This window comes from Bradyrhizobium sp. Ses1, assembly GCF_059512365.1.
Map to the genome: position 1 here is coordinate 116,159 of NZ_JCAMOQ010000001.1, position 18,162 is coordinate 134,320.

The window sequence follows — 18,162 nt, forward strand, 5'->3', positions numbered from 1 at the left end:
CATCTCCATTTCTGTGTTGACCGATACAGAAATAGGCTGGTTGTGCCGGGCGGTCAAGCTGATTATGTAGCGAACAACACAGAAATTGGGTGGACGGATGGTCGAACGAGGTCGCCCCAGGGGCTTCGACAAGGATGCGGCGCTCGCGCGCGCCATGGAGGTGTTTTGGGTCAAGGGCTATGAAGGGGCGTCGATGACCGATCTCACCACGGCGATGGGGATTGCTTCGCCAAGCCTCTATGCGGCCTTCGGCTGCAAGGAAGAACTGTTCCGGCACGCGCTGCAATTGTATAGCGCCACCGAGGGGCCTGAGATCTGGGATGGCATCGCCCGCGCGCCGACTGCTTTTGAGGCGGTGGAAAGCTATCTCATGCAGACGGCGAGGGCGTTCACGCGACGGAACCGGCCGACGGGGTGCCTGGTGGTGCTATCGGCGCTGCATGCGACCGAGCAGTCCGAAACGGTGCGGCGCGAGCTGATGGCGATGCGCACGAAAAACGTCGAGGATCTGCGGCAGCGCCTGCAGGAGGGCGTGGTATCAGGCGAGATATCGGCAAGCGCCGATCTCGCGGCGATCGCCCGATACTACGTCACCGTGCAACAGGGCATGTCGATCCAGGCGCGCGACGGCGCGACGCGGCGAGAGCTTGAACGCGTTGCGCGTGCGGCGCTCGCAGCATGGAAGCCCTTGACCAGCGCGCCTGGCTAATTCGCCGGCAATCGTCCCCGTCTTCTTTCGGGGTGCGACCTACTTTGCGAGCAGCTCGGTCAGGTCGGTCGAGCTCGAACAGCGCAGCTCATCGATTTGCCGGGCCAGCAGCAACGCGCTCGCCCTCAGCGCTTCCAGCTTCGAGGCCTCGGGATGTTGTCTTTCGAGTTCGGTGATACGGTCATTGAAGCCGGTCAGCTCATTCTGGAGCCGCGCGATCTCTGCCGTGGCGTCGGTGGACACCACCGGCGCAGATAGTCTGGTCGCCCGCATAACCATCTCCCCAAGTATGGTCGATGCTTCGTGAACCGAATTCGTGGCGAGACCGAGAAGCCATTTGGGCGAGGATGCGACGGCCGCGGGCAATGTTTGCGTTCGCGTGCAGCAAAGCCACAGTGGGAACCTTGGCCAGAGCGTTTTCGAGCGAAGTGGACACCGGTTCGCGTAAAGAAAACGCGTCAAAACAGGAATCCAGAGCTTCGGTTCTGATTCAATCAGAACCGAAGCTCTGATCGATCCGATCGCTATTTCGCCGCCGAATGCGTCGCCGGCGTCACGCGCCAGATCGTGTTGCCGACGTCGTCGGCGACGAGGAGCGCGCCGTCCTTGGCAATGCGGACGCCGACGGGACGGCCCTGGGCCTCGCCCTTGTCGTTGAGGAAGCCGGTCAGGATATCCCGCGGCGGCCCTGCGGGCTTGCCATTCGCGAACGGCACGAAGATCACCTTATAGCCGGAGCGTGGCTTGCGATTCCACGAGCCGTGCTGGCCGATGAAGGCGCCGCCGGCCATGTCCTGCGGAAAAAGATTCCCAGTGTTAAATGTGAGCCCGAGCGAGGCGGTATGCGCGCCGAGCGCATAGTCCGGCACGATCGCCTTTGCAACCAGGTCCGGCCGCTGCGGATCGACGCGGCTGTCGACATGCTGGCCGAAATAGCTGTAGGGCCAGCCGTAGAAGCCGCCATCCTTCACCGAGGTCATGTAGTCGGGCACCAGATCGTTACCGAGCTCGTCGCGCTCGTTGACGGTGACCCAGAGCTCGCCGGTCTGCGGATTCCATGATGGGCCGTTCGGGTTGCGCAGACCGGAGGCGAACACACGCCACTCGCCGCTCTGGCGATCGACTTCGAGCACGGCGGCGCGATTGGCCTCGGCCTCCAAGCCGTTCTCGCCGACATTGCTGTTGGAGCCGACGGTCGCATAGAGCTTGCTGCCGTCGGGGCTCGCGGTCAGGTCCTTGGTCCAGTGATGATTGATGGTGCCAGCGGGCAGCTCGGTGAGCTTCACGCCGGCCGCGTCTATCTTGGTATCTCCCTCGTGATACGGGAAGCGCATGATCGCATCGGAGTCGGCGACGTAGAAATCATTGCCGACCAGCACCATGCCGAAGGGCGAATTCAGGTCTTTCAGGAAAATGCTGCGGGTTTCGGCGACACCGTCCCCGTCGGCGTCGCGCAGCAGCGTGATGCGGTTGGCGCTCGGCACGCCGGCGCCGGCCCATTTCTGCGCCTGCTTGTAGATAAAGCCCTTGATGCCCTTGCCGTCGTCCGGCTTCGGCGGTGCGTTGCTTTCGGCCACCAGCACATCGCCATTCGGCAATACGTAGACCGTGCGCGGATGATCGAGCCCGGTCGCGAAGGCGTTGACGGCCATTCCGTTGGCGGCCATCGGTTTGGTGCCGGCGGGCCACGGATTCGGCGTGGCGATATCGACGGTCGGGATCAGCGAATGTTCGGGCGGCGGCAGCGCCGGCGCGGCCCCGTAGCTCTGTGCGACGGTCTTGGTGTCCTCCGGGTCATTGCAGGCGGAAAGCGACAGCGCCAACGCGCCGATCGAGATTGCCACGAGCAGATTCCTGCGCATGGGTGGGCTCCCTAAAGATGGTGCAGGGACAATCCGTTGCGCGGTCGAATGTTCTTATCGTTCGGCGTGAATTTCGTGTGGTGGGAAAGGCTACCCACCTACAATCGTGCAGGGGGCCCCTGCGCCGGGCGCACGTGGGATTGATCGCGGCCGTGGTAGGGAAGCACCCGCGCCGCGGCATTCAGACCGCGGGCGTCGGAGTGGAAATGCCCGATATTGCGGTTGCCGAAATACCTGTCGACGAGGAAGAGCGCCCGCTGCCACCGCCGGTGACCGCCCCGGCGCGCAACCGCCTGCTCGACGGGCCGATCCTGCGCACGCTGTTGTGGCTCGCCTGGCCCAACGTGATCGCGCTTTCGGCCGGCACCTGCGTGGTGATCGCCGAGACCTCCTATATCGGCCGGCTCGGCGTCGAATCGCTGGCCGCGATGGCGCTGGTGTTTCCCTGCGTGATCCTGACCATGACCATGTCGGGCGGCGCCATGGGCGGCGGCGTGGCCTCCGCGATCGCGCGGGCGCTCGGCGCCGGCGAGGTCGAGCGTGCCTCGACGCTCGCGGCGCATGCGCTTCTGATCGGCATCAGCTTCGGGCTGGTCTTCATGCTGGGCATGCTGATCTTCGGGCCGCATCTTCTGGAATTGCTCGGCGGCCGCGGCAACGTGCTGGCGCAGGCGATTGCTTACAGCCAGATCTTCTTCGGCGGCGCCGTGCTGCCGTGGCTGATGAACACCATGGCGGGCGTGCTCCGCGGCACCGGCAACATGAAGCTGCCCTCGACCATGATCCTGTCGTCCGCGGTGTGGCAGATCATCCTGGGCGGCACGCTGGGCCTTGGCCTCGGCCCCATCCCGCAATTCGGCATGCGCGGCGTCGCGGCGGGTTCGCTGATCGCCTATTCAATCAGCATTGCCGTGATGGGCTGGTACCTGTTCTCCGGCCGCGGCCGCGTCGTGCCGAAGCTCAGGGGATTGCGCATCCAGTGGGCGATGTTCATCGACATCCTGAAGGTCGGCGCCATCTCCTGCTTCTCGCCGTTGCAGTCGGTTTTGACCATCAGCATCTTCACCCACATGCTGGCGAATTTCGGCACCGCGATCCTGGCCGGTTACGGCATCGGCGCGCGGCTCGAATTCATGCTGACGTCGCTCGCGTTCGCGACCGGCATCGCCTCAGTGCCAATGATTGGCATGGCGGTCGGCGCCGACCGTATTGCGCGGGCGCGGCGGATCGCCTGGACCGCGGGCACGGTGTCGTTCGTCTCGGTCGGTGCGATCGGCACCTTCCTCGCCATCTTCCCCGACCTCTGGGTCAACCTCTTCACGGGTGATCCCGCCGTGCGCCTGGCCAGCCATCAATATCTGTCGACGGCGGCGCCGATGTACGCTTTCATCGGGTTGGCGATGTCGATGTTTTTCTCCTCGCAAGGCGCGGCGAAGGTGCTGGGCCCGGTGCTGGCGCAGACCGCGCGTCTGCTGTTCATCGCCGCCGGCGGCTGGTGGCTCTCGACGCATGAGGCGACCGCGCAGAACTTCTTCATGCTCGCAGCCGCCTCGATGGTCGTGCTCGGCGTGCTCTCATGCTTAAGCGTGGTGCTGACACGCTGGGGGCCGAAGCGCGCGCCGATTGCGAAGGTAAGTCCCGCGCTGTCCTGACACGGGTTCATCACGGCGCCTCTCGCCCGAGCTTGTTCTGCATCGCACTGACGCCGAGATCCATCTGGGAGGAGATGTAGGGCGCGATCTCGTTCGGCAGCACATCGGCGATCCATGTCACGCGGCTGCGGGAGCCGCCGTCGGCGAACACCTGGATGGATGCGCTGTGCTGCTTCAGCCGCTCGCTGACGACGGCATAGACCAGCCGTCGCCGCGCGTCGTCGCAGTCGACGAACAGTTCACGCGCGACCGTGCCGTTGGAGAAGGTGACGATGCGGGCATCGCCGTCGAGCTTGCTGTCGAGCACGAAGCCCGGCACCAGGCGCGTATGCAGCGCGCCGAAATCGCGTAAGGCATCCCAGACCTGGTCGGGATGCGCGTCGATGATGAATTCCTTGTGGATGGAAGCCATGGGTGAATTCCTCTTGCATGTGGAGTTCGTCATTGCGAGGAGCGAAGCGACGAAGCAATCCAAGCCTCCGCAAGTGGCACCATGGATTGCTTCGCTCCGCTCGCAATGACGGCGGAGATGGCGGTTGCTTACGCACACACCGCCTCGACATTGTTGCCGTCGGGGTCGATCAGGAACGCCGCGTAATAGGTCGGGCTGTAATCCTTGCGATGGCCGGCTGCGCCGTTGTCGTGGCCGCCGGCTTTCAATCCTTCGCTGTGGAATGTCTTGATCGCCTCGTGGTTCGGCGCGCGGAATGCGACATGGGCGCCGCCATTGCTCTTGCCCTTGTGCAGATGCAGCCACAGCGCCGGCTCGCCCTTCGGGCCGAAGCCGGCGCCACTGTCATCGCGCGAGCACAGGACATAGCCGAGCGGGGCAAGCGCCGCGGTATAGAAACGCACGCTGGCGTCGAGATCGCCGACGCGCAGTCCGATATGGTCATACATGATCGTTCTCCAGTGCTTTAAGCGCGCCTGATGACGCGCTGGACTGGAGGAGGCTAGCTAGTGCAGCGCCAGCCGTTCTTGGAAAATCTTGCGGTCGCCGCGCGATGCTTTTCGGAACGCATGCGGCGAGACGCCGGCGGCGCGGCGGAACGTGCGCACGAAATTGGAGAGATCGCCGAAACCGACGTCGTAGGCGATATCGGTGATCGGGCTGTCGTCGTCGGCCAGCCGCCGCGCCGCGTGGCGCAGCCGCGAGCGCACGAGATATTGATGCGGCGTCACGCCGAGGACGTCCGAGAACAGCCTGAGGAAATGGAACGCGCTGATGCCGGCCTGATCCGCCGCATCATCCAGCCCGATTTCTTGCTGCGAATGCGCGTCGATCCACAGTGCGGCCTCGACCGCGCGGCGCCGATCGCGCAAGGCGGCTGTCACCGGCTTCGCCGCGCGCCCCGACACCACCTCGACGAAGCGGTTGGCCAAGAGATGGCCGGCCTCGTCAAGGCCGATGTCGCTGTTGCCATCTGCTGCCGTTTGCGCGAGCTCGCCGAGCACCATCAATTCCGGCAGCGGCGGCACCGATCCGATCTGCCAGACGGCGCGGCTGTCGCCGATCGCCTGCACCAGCTCCGGATGCAGGTAGAACGACAGGCATTCGTCGCCGCCGACATGGTCATGGGTGCAGGTATATTCGTCGCCCGGATGGCCGACCAGGATCGCGCCGGTCACCAGCTCATGGAAACGGCCGCGGCAATGGCAGCCGAAGCTGCCCTTGCGGACATAGGAAATCGAATGCGCATCATATTGTTCGGCAAACGGTTTCTCGCCGGGCACCGCGGTGCAGCGGAACTCGTTCACGGCAATGCGCTCACGCTGCAACAGCGGCCTTCGGATCATGCCTGAAGACTTAGCGATGCGCCCGCCGCGGCGCAACGCCCCAAGCAGCCCACTCGGAATCTGGACGTTTTCCGTTAAGGAGAACGCCAGAGGCGGCTTGGCGAAAGCCCCAGTCTCGGCTAATCAGGTGCGCAAAGCGAGATCCGCGGGCGTAGTTCAATGGTAGAACGGCAGCTTCCCAAGCTGCATACGAGGGTTCGATTCCCTTCGCCCGCTCCAATCCCTCGCGTCACCCGACATCGAATTTGACGCCCTGCGCCAACGGCAGTTCGCGCGAATAGTTGATGGTGTTGGTGGCCCGCCGCATGTAGCCGCGCCAGGCGTCGGATCCGGATTCGCGGCCGCCGCCGGTTTCCTTCTCGCCGCCGAACGCGCCGCCGATTTCGGCGCCCGACGGGCCGATATTGACGTTGGCGATGCCGCAATCCGAGCCGACCGCGGACAAGAAGGTCTCGGCCTCGCGGATGTCGGTTGTGAAGATCGACGATGCGAGCCCCTGCGGCACCGCATTGTGGCTGGCGATCGCCTCGGCAAGATCGCGGTAGCGCATCACGTACAGGATTGGCGCGAACGTCTCGCGCGGCACCGGGCCGGTTTGGGCCGGCATCTCGACCAGGGCAGGCGCAACGTAATAGGCGGCTTGTGATTGATGATCCACGCGGGTGCCGCCATGCACCTCGCCGCCGAGCGAGGTTGCTTCCTCCAGCGCGCGGCCCATCGCCTCGAAGGCGGCTGCATCGATCAGCGGGCCGACCAAAGTGCGCGACTCGCGCGGGTCGCCGATGGTGACGGAACGGTAGACGCGGCTGAGCCTCGAGACGAAATCATCGGCGATGCTTTCGTGCACGAACAGGCGGCGCAGCGAGGTGCATCGCTGGCCGGCGGTGCCCATCGCGGAGAACGCGATGCTGCGCAGAGCGAGGTCCTGATCGGCGGAGGGCGTGACGATCGCGGCGTTGTTGCCGCCGAGCTCGAGAATGGCCCGGCCAAAGCGCGCGGCGACGCGCGGGCCGACCTGCTTGCCCATGCGCGTCGATCCGGTGGCCGACAGAATGGCGACGTCGGGGTGATCGACCAGGACTTCGCCGATCGTGCGGTCGCCCTGCACCAGTTCGGCGAGACCCTGCGGCGCATCGCCGAAACGCGCGAGCGCACGCTCAATGATCGCCTGCACCGCGCAGGCGGTCAGCGGCGTTTTCTCCGAAGGCTTCCACACCACGGCGTTGCCGCACACCAGCGCAAGCGCTGCATTCCAGCACCACACGGCAACCGGAAAGTTGAACGCCGTGATGATGCCGCACACGCCGGCCGGATGCCAGGTCTCCATCATCCGATGACCGGGGCGTTCGGACGCGATCGTCAATCCATAAAGCTGGCGCGATAGCCCGACGGCGAAGTCGCAGATGTCGATCATCTCCTGCACCTCTCCGAGTCCCTCGGAGAGGATCTTGCCGGCCTCGATCGTCACCAGCCGCCCGAGCAGGTCTTTCGAACCGCGCAATTCCTCGCCGAGCAGGCGCACCAGTTCGCCGCGGCGCGGGGCTGGAACGGTTCGCCATGCCAGGAACGCACTCCGCGCGCGAGCAATCGCCGCGCGCATGTCATCATCGCTTCCAGGCTTGAGACGCCCGATAACCTGACCGTCGATCGGCGAGCGGGCGATCAAGCTGCCGTCGGCGACGAAGGTCGGAAGAGCCCGCAGCTTCGTCAAGAGATCGATGGCTTCGTTCGCGACGGGGGAGCTTGGCGTGGAGGTGCTCATGGCGGATGTCCTCGGATCAGCGGTCGCGCATATGCTCTAGCAAGTCCCGCAAGCGCTCGTCGGCGTCAAGTCCATCCGCCGCCACGCGAAGAAACTTCGCGCGGCGGCATTGCGTGCTGCCAGTGCCGAGGTGTTACGGCCGTGCTTCCAGGATCAGGTTGAACGGCGTTTCGGTGGCGCGCCGGAACCGGGTGAAGCCGGCTTCGCGGGCGATCTCGCGCAACCTGGCCTCGCCAGCCTGCGCGCCCAAGGCGAGCCCGACCTCCTGGTCCAGGGAGGCCGGCGTGCAGACCATGGTCGAGGCCGCATAGTAGACCCGCCCGATCGGATTGAGATTGTCCTCCAGCCGGTCGTTGGCGAAGGGCTCGACCAGCATGCAGGTGCCGTCCTTGGCCATGGTGCTGCGGGTATGCTTGAGCGCACCGACCGGGTCGCCCATGTCGTGCAGGCAGTCGAAGAAGCACACGAGATCGTAGCTGTTGGCAGGAAAAGTCTTCGCGGTGTGGGTCTCGAAGTGCATGCGATCGGACAGTCCCGCCTCCCGCGCCAGCTCGCGCGCGACCTGGACCGAGCCCTCGTGATAGTCGAACCCGAAGAATGTGGATTTCGGAAACGCTTCCGCCATCAGCCGGGTCGATATGCCATGGCCGCAGCCGACATCGGCGACCTTCGCGCCCCGCTTCAATTTGTCGACGACGCCCTCGAGCGAAGGCAGCCATTCCTGCACCAAATGATGCTTGTAGCCGGTGCGAAAGAAGCGCGCCGTTCCGCAGAACAGGCATTCGCTGCGCTTGTTCCAGCCGACGCCCTTGCCGGTCTTGAAGGCGTCGGAAATCTTCTGCTCGTCGAGGAATGTCGCCGCTACGACGTTGCCGACCGCGCCCAGGAAAACCGGGCTTTCGTCGTCGGCCAGCGCCATGGCCTGTTCCGGCAGCATCGAGAACTTTCCGGATTTGGTGTCGTATTCGACGTAGCCCGAGGCGGCTTGCGCCGACAGCCACTCGCGCACATAGCGCTCCGCGGTGCCTGTCGCTTCCGCCAGCTCTGCGGAGTTCATCGGTCCCTTCTCGGCCAACGCCTTGTAGAGGCCGAGCCTGTCACCGATCAGCATCAGCGACGCGTTCATCGCGGCGCCGATGTCACCAATCATCTTGCCCATGAAAGAGTTCAGGCGGTCAGTATCAACTTCCATGATATGCCTCCGTTGAAATTGCTTTTCACCGAAACTGTCACATCGACGCTGCGCAAAGCGACCCTTGCGAGATGCAAAACCGCTTCATCGCAGCGCGCGATAATGGTGTGGGAGGTGAGGCGTTACTTCTCACGACAGCGAGATCGCCGTCACAAGCGCGCGAGCGGTAACGCAAACTTGCTCCGCTCTATTCTTTCTTCTCGGCAGTGCATGGCAGCGAGGCTGACGGATGTTGCGTCGGCAACACCGCCATGCACCGCATCATATCACGCGCCCTGCGGCACCTGGTCGAGGAAGCCGGTGATGCTCTTGATGCGGCCGTCCTTCAGCACCGCGAAGTCCGTGCCCTTGATCGGGCCGTCGGCGCCTTGGGGACCAAGGCCCCAGCAAAAGCGGAGATGATCGCCGAAACCGTTGGGTTCGCCGATCAGTTTGAATTTGAAGGCCGGAAATTTTTCCTGGACGCCCGATATCAGCGCATCGACGCCTTCATGGCCGTCGCCGCTCATCAGCGGATCGACATAGCGTGCGTCCGTGGTCCAGTTCTCGGCCAGTATCTCGCGGCGCCGGCTCGGCGTGCGCTCGTTCCACAGTTCAATATAGCGGCTTGCGATGGTTTTGTGGTCGGTCATCTTGCTCTCCTTCGCGTGTCGCCGAATGGATCGGCTGCTGCGGACTATCGGATGTTGGCGTGAGCTAATCGATTACCTCCGAGGTCATCGCCGGCCGCTTGGAAATCTGCGGTGGTGCGCGAAACCGGATCACGTGCCAGCCGTTGGTTTCGCGCTAGAGCAATTCGAACAAAACTCTTCAGGTTCTAGATTCTCTGGATCCAATGATCGCCGACCTTCTCATAGGATCGCTTCACCGCCGCCCAGGCGGTCCGGTGTGCGATCTCCTCTTGCCTGATGTCGCCCGCATGCGCGGCAAAGGAATGGTTGAAGGCTTCGCGATAGATGTCCTGGGCATGCGGAGGCAAATGGCTGCGAACCGGAAATGGCAGATCCGCATTCGAGGGATAGGGCATGGACAACTCCCCTGCTAACCCGCTCTGGCCAGCGCTAATATGCTGGTCCTATATTGTCCACGCTTGATCGAGGTCAAACCTTCCGCTGATGCCTGTCCGACCATGGCGCCGGCGAGCAAAGGGGGTGAGCTTGAGTGAAAAGAGCAGACCACCGCAAGAGAAGCCGAGCGCCGACACGGATTGGGCGGTGCAGACGCTGCTATGGCCAATGGCAGCCACGCGATTGGCGCTGGAAGCCTATCTGCATTGGTTCGCTGGTCGCGAGCCCACGCCGTCCGAGCCGGAGAACGAAACGCCGCCCCCCTGGTCCACGCCGAACGTGATCGCGCTGCAGCTCGCCTCGATGCGGCTGCGGGATTTTTCACGCAAGGCGACGGGCCAGCCGCTTCTGATCTGTGCCCCCTTTTCGTTGCACGAGGCCTTGGTCGCCGATTTCGCGCCCGGCCATAGCCTGGTGCAGGCCCTGCAACAGGGCGGCATGGATCGCATCTATGTCACCGACTGGTGCTCGGCGACATCAGAGATGCGCTATCTTTCGATCGACAGCTATCTCGCCGACCTCAACGTGGCCGTCGATGACATCGGCGCACCGGTCGATCTCATCGGCTTGTGCCAGGGCGGGTGGCTGTCGCTGGTCTATGCCGCCCGTTTTCCGCACAAGGTGCGGCGGCTCGTGCTCGCCGGTGCGCCGGTCGATGTCTCCGTGCCCTCAGATCTGTCGCGGATGGTGGCAAGTGTGCCCGAGGCAGCGTTCGACGAGCTGGTGCACCAGGGAGAGGGCATCATAAGCGGCAAGCATACGCTTCGCTTCTGGAGCATGCCGCTCACCCCCCAGGACGTCGAAGCGACCTTGCAGAGGGATGTCGGCGATGGATCCGAACAGGGGGCGGCACTGCTGGCACGCTTCGAGCGCTGGGATCGCAAGCTGCTGGATTTGCCGGGAACCTTTTATATCGAGGCGACCAACTGGATCTTCCGCGAGAACCGGATCGCCCAGGGACAATTCATCGCGCTTGGCCACAAGATCGATCTCGCCGATGTGACGGTTCCGGTCTTCCTGCTGGCAGCAGAGAAGGACATTGTCGTGCCGCTCGAGCAGGCACTCGCCACGGCGCGCCTGCTCGGCACGCCGCCGCAATGGCTGGAGCAGTCCTCCGAGCCGTGCGGTCACCTCGGTCTTTTCATGGGGCGCGAGAGCTTGAGCCGTTCGTGGCGCCGGATCATCCGCTGGCTCCAGGCCGGTGGTGACGATGTTGCGGAACCAAGGCCCAGGATCAGGGCGTGAAACGAAAGCTTTCGGCGGGGAGCCGGGCTATCTCAACTCGGCTAGTGCGAGCGGACGCATCGCATCGGGCGCGGCAATATGCTGGACAATGGGCTGCCGGCGCGAAGCTTCGGTCCGGTCGCTGCTTCGGCCATGAACCGCCAGCAGCATGATCGCGAGTGCGGCAGCAGCACCAAGCGCAATGATCTTGCGATGGGTGCCACGATCCGCGCTGATCAATGAATGGTTCATGGCACACCTCGGTCGATTCTATCCTCGTCAGGCGTTCAGCCGGTTTAGCGCAGCCCGGTTCCGCAATTCGATCCGGCGCGAGGTCGCCAGCGTGATGGCGCCGGATTGTTCCAACTGGGTGAAGGTGCGCGACACGGTCTCGATGGTGAGGCCGAGGTAATCGGCAATGTCCTGGCGCGACATCGCAAGTTCGACCGAATTCGTGCTGGCGGTGCGGCGGGCGATATCGAGCAGGAATCCCGCGACCCGCTCCTCGGCCGTCTTGATCAGGAGCAGCATGTGATTGCGGAAGCGCTGCAGTTCGCGCGTGGTGGCATCCCAAAGCTGCTGCGACAGATCCTTCTCGCGCTCGGCACGCAGCATCACCGCGCTGCGCTTGACGATCAGGACCTGCGCCCCGTTCACGGCCTCGGCGGAAGACGAGTGCGTTTCGCCCGCCTCAAAGCCGAAGATGTCGCCCGGCAGATAGAAGCCGCCGATCTGACGCCGGCCGTCTTCCAGCACCTTGTAGGTGCGAACGGTGCCAGAGACTACCTGATAGAGATATTCGGCTTCGTCACCTTCGCCGTAGATCTCGGCATTGCGCGCATATTGAAAGCGCGTGCCCATCAGCGCAAGCGGTCCCTGCATGGCCGGGCTTCCGAGACGGTGCGGCGTGCTCGCGGCCTGGATGACGGGGCGGGAAGCGTCGGTGTGCATGGCGGGCTCCTTCAAATCATCTGATGGAGCCAGAATGCCCGCCTGCACCGCGCCTGAAAATTCGGAGCCCTTCCCTAAGGAAGATTACGGACCCTAAGGAATGTTACGGAGGGCTGGGACCCAGACAATCGTCATTGCGAGCGTAGCGAAGCAATCCATGGCTCCACGTGCGGAACGATGGATTGCTTCGCTGCGCTCGCAATGACGGACGATACGCGACGGCGGAGGCCCGCCAGCCAGCTCAATGCGACATCAGGGTCGGTACCGTCATGCACTGGAGCATTTCGCGGGTGACGCCGCCGAGCAGCCGTTCCTGCAGCCGCGAATGCCCGTAACCGCCCATCACCAGCAGATCGAGGCTCTCGTCGGCCGCAACGGACAGGATGGCCGGCTGGATTTCGGAGTGCGCGGCCGGGAAGGCCATGATCTTGGCCGGCAGTCCAAGCCGCGCCAGATGTTCGACGAGGCGCTGCGGGCTTGCTTCGTCGGGAATCGCCCCCGGATTGCCGATGGAAATGATCGTGAGCGCGTCGGCGTGCCGCAGCAGCGGCATGGCATCCCGCAGCGCACGGCCGGCAAGGCGGCTTCCGTCCCAGCAAATTCCGATGCGCCGCGCCGCAAATGCGCCGCGGAAGGTATAGGGCATGAACAAGACCGGGCCGCCTGACTGGAACAGGACTTCCTGCGGAACATCGTTGTCGAATGTATCGCGGTCGGGTTCCGGCTGCAGGACGACGGTGAGATCATGAAGCCGGGCGCTGGCGCCGGCGATCGCGATTGCCTCGCCTGGTGTCGCGCTCATGGTGCGGCAGGTATACGAAATCCCTGCGTGCTTCGCCTCGACCTCGAAAACGAGCATCGCGGCCTCTGCGCGCTCCAGCGCGTGCTGCCGGGTCTCCTCGACGATCATGGCGACCGCAGCGCCGCCGGCCGCGGCGATCGGAACATCGGCGGTCTCGTAGGCGACGGACAGCGCGTCGAGGTGGGCGCCGTACATCATGGTCAGCAGCACGGCGCCGTCAATCACCGGCCGCGCCGGACGTTCGGAAGGGATAAGCACCAATAGGTTCTTGAACATCGTCATTCTCCCCCACAATTGGTGGCAATCGGCCCGAATTGGACGCAGCCATAAGAGCACAACGGCCGATCCAGGTATTGATCCAGGTCAGAGGGCGCCGTCGTCATTTTGACGCACATCAAGGTCCGGCTGGCTCGCCGGTGCACGCTGGAGCTTAGGTTCTGATTGAACCAGAGCCGAAGCTCTAGATTTTTGCTTTGACGCGTTTTCTTCACGCGAACCGGTGCCCACCCCTCGGATCAAGTCCGAGAGCATGCTTCGCTCGAAAACGCTCTCGCGACCCGAGCCTGTTTGGAGAGAAACAATGCTGGCAACGGATGTCATGCGAACCTGCTTCGCCACCATAAAGCCGAACGCGCCGCTGCTCGATGCCGTCCACCTGCTCCTGGAAACCACCCAGCGTGGCTTGCCTGTGATCGACGATGATGGATCTTTGGTCGGCATCATCTCCGAAGGTGATTTCCTGCATCGCCAGGAGCTGGGCGTGACTGGCCCCGCAGGGTTCTTGCTCGAATTGATGCTCGGAAGAGCGGAGGGTCATCTGATGCGTGAGCGGACGCACGCGTTGCGCGTCGATGCCGTCATGACGCGGGATCCCGTGCGCGTGGATGAGACCGCGACGGTAGACGATGTCGTCACGCGAATGGACGCGCACCAGATATCGCAGGTGCTGGTGGTCCGCGACGGCAAACCCATCGGAATCGTTGGCCGGACGCAGTTGCTCATTGCGCTCGAACGTTGTTTGAGCCCGCAACACTGACGAAGGGGCGGCGGGCTATTCGCAGCGTTTTCGGCCTGGGTTGCGTTGATAAACCCACGCAGCGACCGATTCCCAAAACCGCCGTGCAGTGGTACTCGGACCTCATCGCCGCGAGCCAGCCGGCAGGCACGGACGGGAACCGGCAAGCGGCTGCGGCGAAAGATGGGCGCGTGCTGATCGGAACTCGACAGGAACGGAGTCAATGACCGGGACCAGCCAAGCATTGCTCGCCGATATCGGCGGCACCAATGCGCGTTTCGCGCTCGTCAGGGGTGGTCAGATCGGCCCCATCGAACATGTCAAGGTCGCCGACTATCCGACCTCGGCGGAGGCGATCGCTGCCTTCCTCGCCCGCCACGCGACGGGCGGCGTTGCCACTGCGGCGATTTTCGGCATCGCGGGCCCGATCGAGAACAACCGCGTGGTGCTGACCAACAGCCCGTGGATGTTCGATGCGGCCAGCCTACGCCAGCAATTCGCCTTCACGGCTGTGCATCTGCTCAATGATTTCGAGGCGCTGGCCTGGTCGCTGCCGGCGCTGGGGGCTTCCGACGTGGTGTCGCTCGGCGGCCGAACTCCGGTCGCCGGCGCTCCCATGCTCGTGGTCGGGCCGGGGACCGGCTTTGGCGCGTCCTGCCTGGTTCCGGCGAGCAAGCCGCCCGTGGCAGTTGTCACCGAAGCCGGCCATGCCACCTTGCCGGCAACGTCGGAACGGGAGGAGCGGGTGATCGATCACCTGCGCGGGCGCTTCGGTCACGTCTCGATCGAACGTGTGCTATCGGGGTCCGGCCTCGCCAATCTCTATGATGCCTTGAACGCCATCGACGGCGCCGGCGCGCCCGCGCGCGATGCGGCCTCGATCACGCAGGCCGCGCTTGACGGGAGCTGCGCGACGAGCCGGGCGGCGCTTGACATGTTCTGCGCGATGCTCGGCATGGTCTGCGGCAATCTGGCGCTGACCTTCGGCGCCCGCGGCGGCGTCTATATCGCCGGCGGCATCGTGCCTCGTTTCGTCGATCATCTGGCGGGATCGGGTTTTGGCACATGCTTCACCAGCAAGGGCCGGTTCGATGCCTATCTGCGGGAGATTCCGGTCCATGTCATCACCAGGCCCGATGTGACTTTTGTCGGGCTCAAGGCGTTCTTCGAGACCAACGTCGCCGCCGCATAGGTCGCTTCGACGATAGAAGTCGCTCGATCACGCTCGACGAAATGCACGATGCCGGCCGCGCGTCACGGCCGGCATCGCCATTCTCGAGTAAGGCGCGCTTACTTCGCCGCGGTCACCATGATCTCGACACTGTATTGCGGTGCCGCCAGCTTGGCCTCGACGGTGGCGCGCGCCGGTGTGTTGCCTGCCGACACCCAGCGGTCCCACACGGCGTTCATCTCGGGAAACGTCTTCATGTCGGTGATGTAGATCGTCGTCGTCAGCAATTTCGATTTGTCGGTGCCGGCCTTTGCCAGATGGCCGTCGATGATCGAGAGGATCTCCTCGGTCTGTTTCGTCACGCTTTCACCGGCCGTCTTGTTGGCGACGATGCCGGCCAGATACACCGTGTCGCCATGCACGACGACCTGGCTCATCCGCGGCCCGGTTTCAAAACGCTGAATGGTCATATTGTTCTCCCGTTGATTGGCGGGTGACTACCTAGCGCAGTCGCTTAACACTGGCGAGTCGCGATTTATCCCACCGCCTTCGCCGCGGCGCGTCCCGCGTTTCGTCCGGAGAACAGGCAGCCGCCGAGGAAAGTCCCCTCCAGCGAGCGATAGCCGTGCATGCCGCCGCCGCCGAATCCTGCGGCTTCGCCGACGGCGTAGAGTCCCCGGGTGATCTCGCCGTCGTGGCCGAACACACGTGAATCGAGATCGGTCTCGAATCCGCCGAGTGTCTTGCGGGTGAGGATGTTGAGCTTCACCGCGATCAGCGGTCCATGCGCGGGATCGAGGATGCGATGCGGCGCGGCGGTGCGGATCAGGCGGTCGCCGATATATTTGCGCGCATTGTGCAGGTTCATCACCTGCGCGTCCTTCACGTAAGGATTCGTGATCTCGCGGTCACGCGCCTCGATCTGCGTCCGGATGTGATCGAGCTTCAACAGGTTGTCGCCGGAAAGCTGGTTCATCGCAGCGATGAGATCCTCGAGCCTGTCGCGCACGATGAAGTCGACGCCGTGTTTTTTGAACGCTTCCACCGGCGCCGGCGCGCCTTTGTTGGTCGCGCGCTTGATCGTCATGCGCCAGCTCTTGCCGGTGAGATCGGGGTTCTGCTCGGAGCCCGAGAGCGCGAACTCCTTCTTGATGATGCTCTGGGTCAGGATGAACCAGGAATAATCATAGCCGGTGCCCATGATATATTGCAGTTGCCCGAGCGTGTCGGAGCCCGGAAACAGCGGCGCCGGCAATCGCCGTCCGGTCGCATCGAACCACATCGATGACGGCCCGGGCAGGATGCGGATGCCGTGCTTCGGCCAGATTGGATTCCAGTTCTGGATGCCCTCGACGTAGTGCCACATCCGGTCGCGGTTGATCAGCCGCGCGCCGCTCGCCTCGGTGATGCCGATCATGCGGCCGTCGACATGTGCGGGCACGCCGGAGATCATGTGCTGCGGCGGTTCGCCCAATCGCTTCGGCCAGTTCTGCCGCACCAGGTCATGATTGCCGCCGATGCCGCCGGACGCCACGATCACGGCTGGCGCGCGCAGCGAGAATTCGCTGACCACATTGCGCGAGGTGCTCTTGCCGCGCTCCACATTGGTCGGCTCGAGGATCGCGCCGGTGACGCCGTCGATCGCACCGTTCGTCACCGACAGCGCATCGACGCGATGGCGGAACTTGAAGATCAGCCTGCCGCTCTTTTCGGCCTCGCGTGCGCGGCGCGCGAACGGCTCGACGATGCCCGGCCCGGTGCCCCAGGTGACGTGGAAGCGCGGCACCGAATTGCCGTGGCCCATCGCGTCATAGCCGCCGCGCTCGGCCCAGCCGACGATCGGAAACAGGCGATGGCCCATCGCGCGCAGCCAGTCGCGCTTCTCACCCGCGGCGAAAGCGACGTAGGCTTCCGCCCAGCGCCGCGGCCAATGGTCTTCGTCGCGATCGAAGCCCGCGGTTCCCATCCAGTCCTGCAGCGCGAGCGCGTGAGAGTCCTTGATGCCGAGCCGGCGCTGCTCCGGCGAATCGACCAGGAACAATCCTCCGAATGACCAGAACGCTTGGCCCCCGAGCGATTGTTCACCTTCCTGCTCGACCACGATGACGCGTTTTCCGGCATCTGTAATCTCTGTGGCGGCAACAAGGCCTGCCAGACCCGCGCCCACCACAATGACGTCTACATCCTCAGCCATGTCTTTCTTCCCCCGAGTTCCCTTTGAATGAGACCTGCACGTTCGCGCGCGGTCAACGGCAAAGGGAGCTTGGCGGCCGTTCCGCGAGGACACGGTAAGGTTGTTTCAGTTTGGGACCTCTCATCCGCAAACTGCAGCGTGTGCGCAACACTCGATTTGAATTTGTTTTGATCGAGCTGTGACGGCTGGACAAAAATCCAGACCCGCAACACGCTGGCCAAAGTCTTGCATCACTAAGATCAACGGATTCGATATTCGACTGGGGCAGGCCATGAAGTTGATGACGGGGTTGCTCGCGGCGGTTCTCCTGCTGGCGGGTATGGGGGCTTCGCATGCGGTGGTGCGGATCGCCGACGATCGTGGCGGCAGGATCGGTACTTACGTCGACAGATATCAAGGCCTTCGCAGTTCCGGCGAAACCGTCATCATCGACGGCCTCTGCGCATCGGCCTGCACCATCGTGCTGGGTGCGGTTCCGCATAATCGGATCTGCGTCACCTCGCATGCCAATCTCGGTTTCCACGCTGCATGGGATTTCGGCGCCAACGGCCGCGCCATCACCAATCCCGAAGCGACCCAGATGCTGTACTCGATGTACCCGACCTCGATCCGCCGCTGGATCGCCTCCCGCGGCGGCCTCACCCCGAGGATGATCTTCCTGCGCGGCAAGGCCCTGCAGGCCATGTTCCGGCCCTGCTACCTCGACGCCCAGGCCTCCGCCAACCGGGCGCGCTAGAGGCGCGGTCGCCCTCTGCCGTCATGGG

General features: G+C 64.0%; 20 protein-coding genes and 1 tRNA gene. 7 read left to right on the forward strand and 14 right to left on the reverse strand.

The annotated features are described in order from the left end of the window. The first annotated feature begins 97 nt into the window (after positions 1 to 97). Positions 98 to 709: a TetR/AcrR family transcriptional regulator gene (locus AC5ZG5_RS00530; RefSeq protein ID WP_456640690.1), complete on the forward strand. Its 612-nt coding sequence runs from the start codon at positions 98 to 100 to the stop codon at positions 707 to 709. A 39-nt stretch (positions 710 to 748) separates the two neighbouring features. Here AC5ZG5_RS00530 and AC5ZG5_RS00535 read toward each other — a convergent pair whose 3' ends face one another. Both AC5ZG5_RS00535 and AC5ZG5_RS00540 read right to left on the reverse strand, forming a co-directional pair. Continuing rightward, positions 749 to 1,075, reverse strand: coding sequence for a hypothetical protein (locus AC5ZG5_RS00535; protein WP_456640691.1), 327 nt, complete (start codon positions 1,073 to 1,075; stop codon positions 749 to 751). A gap of 158 nt (positions 1,076 to 1,233) precedes the next feature. Beyond that, positions 1,234 to 2,571, reverse strand: coding sequence for a PQQ-dependent sugar dehydrogenase (locus AC5ZG5_RS00540; RefSeq protein WP_456640692.1), 1,338 nt, complete (start codon positions 2,569 to 2,571; stop codon positions 1,234 to 1,236). A 206-nt stretch (positions 2,572 to 2,777) separates the two neighbouring features. Here AC5ZG5_RS00540 and AC5ZG5_RS00545 point away from each other — a divergent pair, with 206 nt between their 5' ends. Continuing rightward, positions 2,778 to 4,223 carry an MATE family efflux transporter gene (locus AC5ZG5_RS00545; protein WP_456640693.1) on the forward strand — a complete coding sequence of 482 codons (1,446 nt, stop codon included), beginning with the start codon at positions 2,778 to 2,780 and terminating at the stop codon, positions 4,221 to 4,223. Between the two features lie 10 nt (positions 4,224 to 4,233). On the opposite strand, the gene AC5ZG5_RS00550 is transcribed toward AC5ZG5_RS00545, so the two are convergent. The 3 genes from AC5ZG5_RS00550 to AC5ZG5_RS00560 all read right to left on the reverse strand — a co-directional run bounded on the left by AC5ZG5_RS00550 (position 4,234) and on the right by AC5ZG5_RS00560 (position 6,020). Beyond that, positions 4,234 to 4,635, reverse strand: coding sequence for an SRPBCC family protein (locus AC5ZG5_RS00550; protein ID WP_456640694.1), 402 nt, complete (start codon positions 4,633 to 4,635; stop codon positions 4,234 to 4,236). Between the two features lie 128 nt (positions 4,636 to 4,763). After that, entirely contained in the window at positions 4,764 to 5,123 is a 360-nt protein-coding gene (locus AC5ZG5_RS00555) for a VOC family protein (RefSeq protein WP_456640695.1), read from the reverse strand. A 57-nt stretch (positions 5,124 to 5,180) separates the two neighbouring features. Then, positions 5,181 to 6,020, reverse strand: coding sequence for a helix-turn-helix transcriptional regulator (locus tag AC5ZG5_RS00560; RefSeq protein WP_456640696.1), 840 nt, complete (start codon positions 6,018 to 6,020; stop codon positions 5,181 to 5,183). Between the two features lie 145 nt (positions 6,021 to 6,165). Here AC5ZG5_RS00560 and AC5ZG5_RS00565 point away from each other — a divergent pair. Further along, a tRNA-Gly gene (locus AC5ZG5_RS00565) sits at positions 6,166 to 6,239 on the forward strand. A gap of 10 nt (positions 6,240 to 6,249) precedes the next feature. Here AC5ZG5_RS00565 and amaB read toward each other — a convergent pair. The 4 genes from amaB to AC5ZG5_RS00585 form a co-directional block, all read right to left on the reverse strand. Next, the gene (amaB, locus tag AC5ZG5_RS00570; protein WP_456640697.1) at positions 6,250 to 7,782 is read right to left on the reverse strand and encodes an L-piperidine-6-carboxylate dehydrogenase; all 1,533 of its coding nucleotides are present in this window, start codon (positions 7,780 to 7,782) and stop codon (positions 6,250 to 6,252) included. Positions 7,783 to 7,915: 133 nt separating this feature from the next. Beyond that, positions 7,916 to 8,974 carry a class I SAM-dependent methyltransferase gene (locus tag AC5ZG5_RS00575; protein ID WP_456640698.1) on the reverse strand — a complete coding sequence of 353 codons (1,059 nt, stop codon included), beginning with the start codon at positions 8,972 to 8,974 and terminating at the stop codon, positions 7,916 to 7,918. 266 nt (positions 8,975 to 9,240) lie between these two features. Then, positions 9,241 to 9,606 carry a nuclear transport factor 2 family protein gene (locus tag AC5ZG5_RS00580; protein WP_456640699.1) on the reverse strand — a complete coding sequence of 122 codons (366 nt, stop codon included), beginning with the start codon at positions 9,604 to 9,606 and terminating at the stop codon, positions 9,241 to 9,243. Between the two features lie 185 nt (positions 9,607 to 9,791). Then, on the reverse strand, positions 9,792 to 10,001 hold the full coding sequence (locus AC5ZG5_RS00585) for a ChaB family protein (RefSeq protein ID WP_456640700.1): 210 nt from the start codon (positions 9,999 to 10,001) through the stop codon (positions 9,792 to 9,794). A gap of 130 nt (positions 10,002 to 10,131) precedes the next feature. Between AC5ZG5_RS00585 and AC5ZG5_RS00590 the strand changes: the two genes are divergently transcribed. Further along, complete coding sequence (locus AC5ZG5_RS00590) at positions 10,132 to 11,286, forward strand: alpha/beta fold hydrolase (RefSeq protein ID WP_456640701.1); 1,155 nt, start codon at positions 10,132 to 10,134, stop codon at positions 11,284 to 11,286. Positions 11,287 to 11,313: 27 nt separating this feature from the next. On the opposite strand, the gene AC5ZG5_RS00595 is transcribed toward AC5ZG5_RS00590, so the two are convergent. From AC5ZG5_RS00595 to AC5ZG5_RS00605, 3 genes are all read right to left on the reverse strand, one after another. Next, positions 11,314 to 11,517, reverse strand: coding sequence for a hypothetical protein (locus AC5ZG5_RS00595; protein WP_456640702.1), 204 nt, complete (start codon positions 11,515 to 11,517; stop codon positions 11,314 to 11,316). A 27-nt stretch (positions 11,518 to 11,544) separates the two neighbouring features. After that, positions 11,545 to 12,216: a helix-turn-helix domain-containing protein gene (locus AC5ZG5_RS00600; protein ID WP_456640703.1), complete on the reverse strand. Its 672-nt coding sequence runs from the start codon at positions 12,214 to 12,216 to the stop codon at positions 11,545 to 11,547. Between the two features lie 241 nt (positions 12,217 to 12,457). After that, the gene (locus tag AC5ZG5_RS00605) at positions 12,458 to 13,294 is read right to left on the reverse strand and encodes a universal stress protein (protein ID WP_456640704.1); all 837 of its coding nucleotides are present in this window, start codon (positions 13,292 to 13,294) and stop codon (positions 12,458 to 12,460) included. A 304-nt stretch (positions 13,295 to 13,598) separates the two neighbouring features. On the opposite strand from AC5ZG5_RS00605, the gene AC5ZG5_RS00610 reads away from it, so the two are divergent. Both AC5ZG5_RS00610 and glk read left to right on the forward strand, forming a co-directional pair. Continuing rightward, positions 13,599 to 14,054: a CBS domain-containing protein gene (locus tag AC5ZG5_RS00610; RefSeq protein WP_028163482.1), complete on the forward strand. Its 456-nt coding sequence runs from the start codon at positions 13,599 to 13,601 to the stop codon at positions 14,052 to 14,054. 202 nt (positions 14,055 to 14,256) lie between these two features. Next, the gene (gene glk, locus AC5ZG5_RS00615; RefSeq protein ID WP_456640705.1) at positions 14,257 to 15,225 is read left to right on the forward strand and encodes a glucokinase; all 969 of its coding nucleotides are present in this window, start codon (positions 14,257 to 14,259) and stop codon (positions 15,223 to 15,225) included. Between the two features lie 98 nt (positions 15,226 to 15,323). Here the strand turns inward: glk and AC5ZG5_RS00620 are convergent, their stop codons facing one another. Both AC5ZG5_RS00620 and AC5ZG5_RS00625 read right to left on the reverse strand, forming a co-directional pair. Further along, complete coding sequence (locus tag AC5ZG5_RS00620) at positions 15,324 to 15,674, reverse strand: RidA family protein (RefSeq protein ID WP_208830444.1); 351 nt, start codon at positions 15,672 to 15,674, stop codon at positions 15,324 to 15,326. Positions 15,675 to 15,739: 65 nt separating this feature from the next. Continuing rightward, positions 15,740 to 17,398 carry an FAD-binding dehydrogenase gene (locus tag AC5ZG5_RS00625; protein WP_456640706.1) on the reverse strand — a complete coding sequence of 553 codons (1,659 nt, stop codon included), beginning with the start codon at positions 17,396 to 17,398 and terminating at the stop codon, positions 15,740 to 15,742. Positions 17,399 to 17,669: 271 nt separating this feature from the next. Between AC5ZG5_RS00625 and AC5ZG5_RS00630 the strand changes: the two genes are divergently transcribed. Continuing rightward, the gene (locus AC5ZG5_RS00630) at positions 17,670 to 18,134 is read left to right on the forward strand and encodes a hypothetical protein (protein WP_028163486.1); all 465 of its coding nucleotides are present in this window, start codon (positions 17,670 to 17,672) and stop codon (positions 18,132 to 18,134) included. Positions 18,135 to 18,162 lie beyond the last annotated feature (28 nt).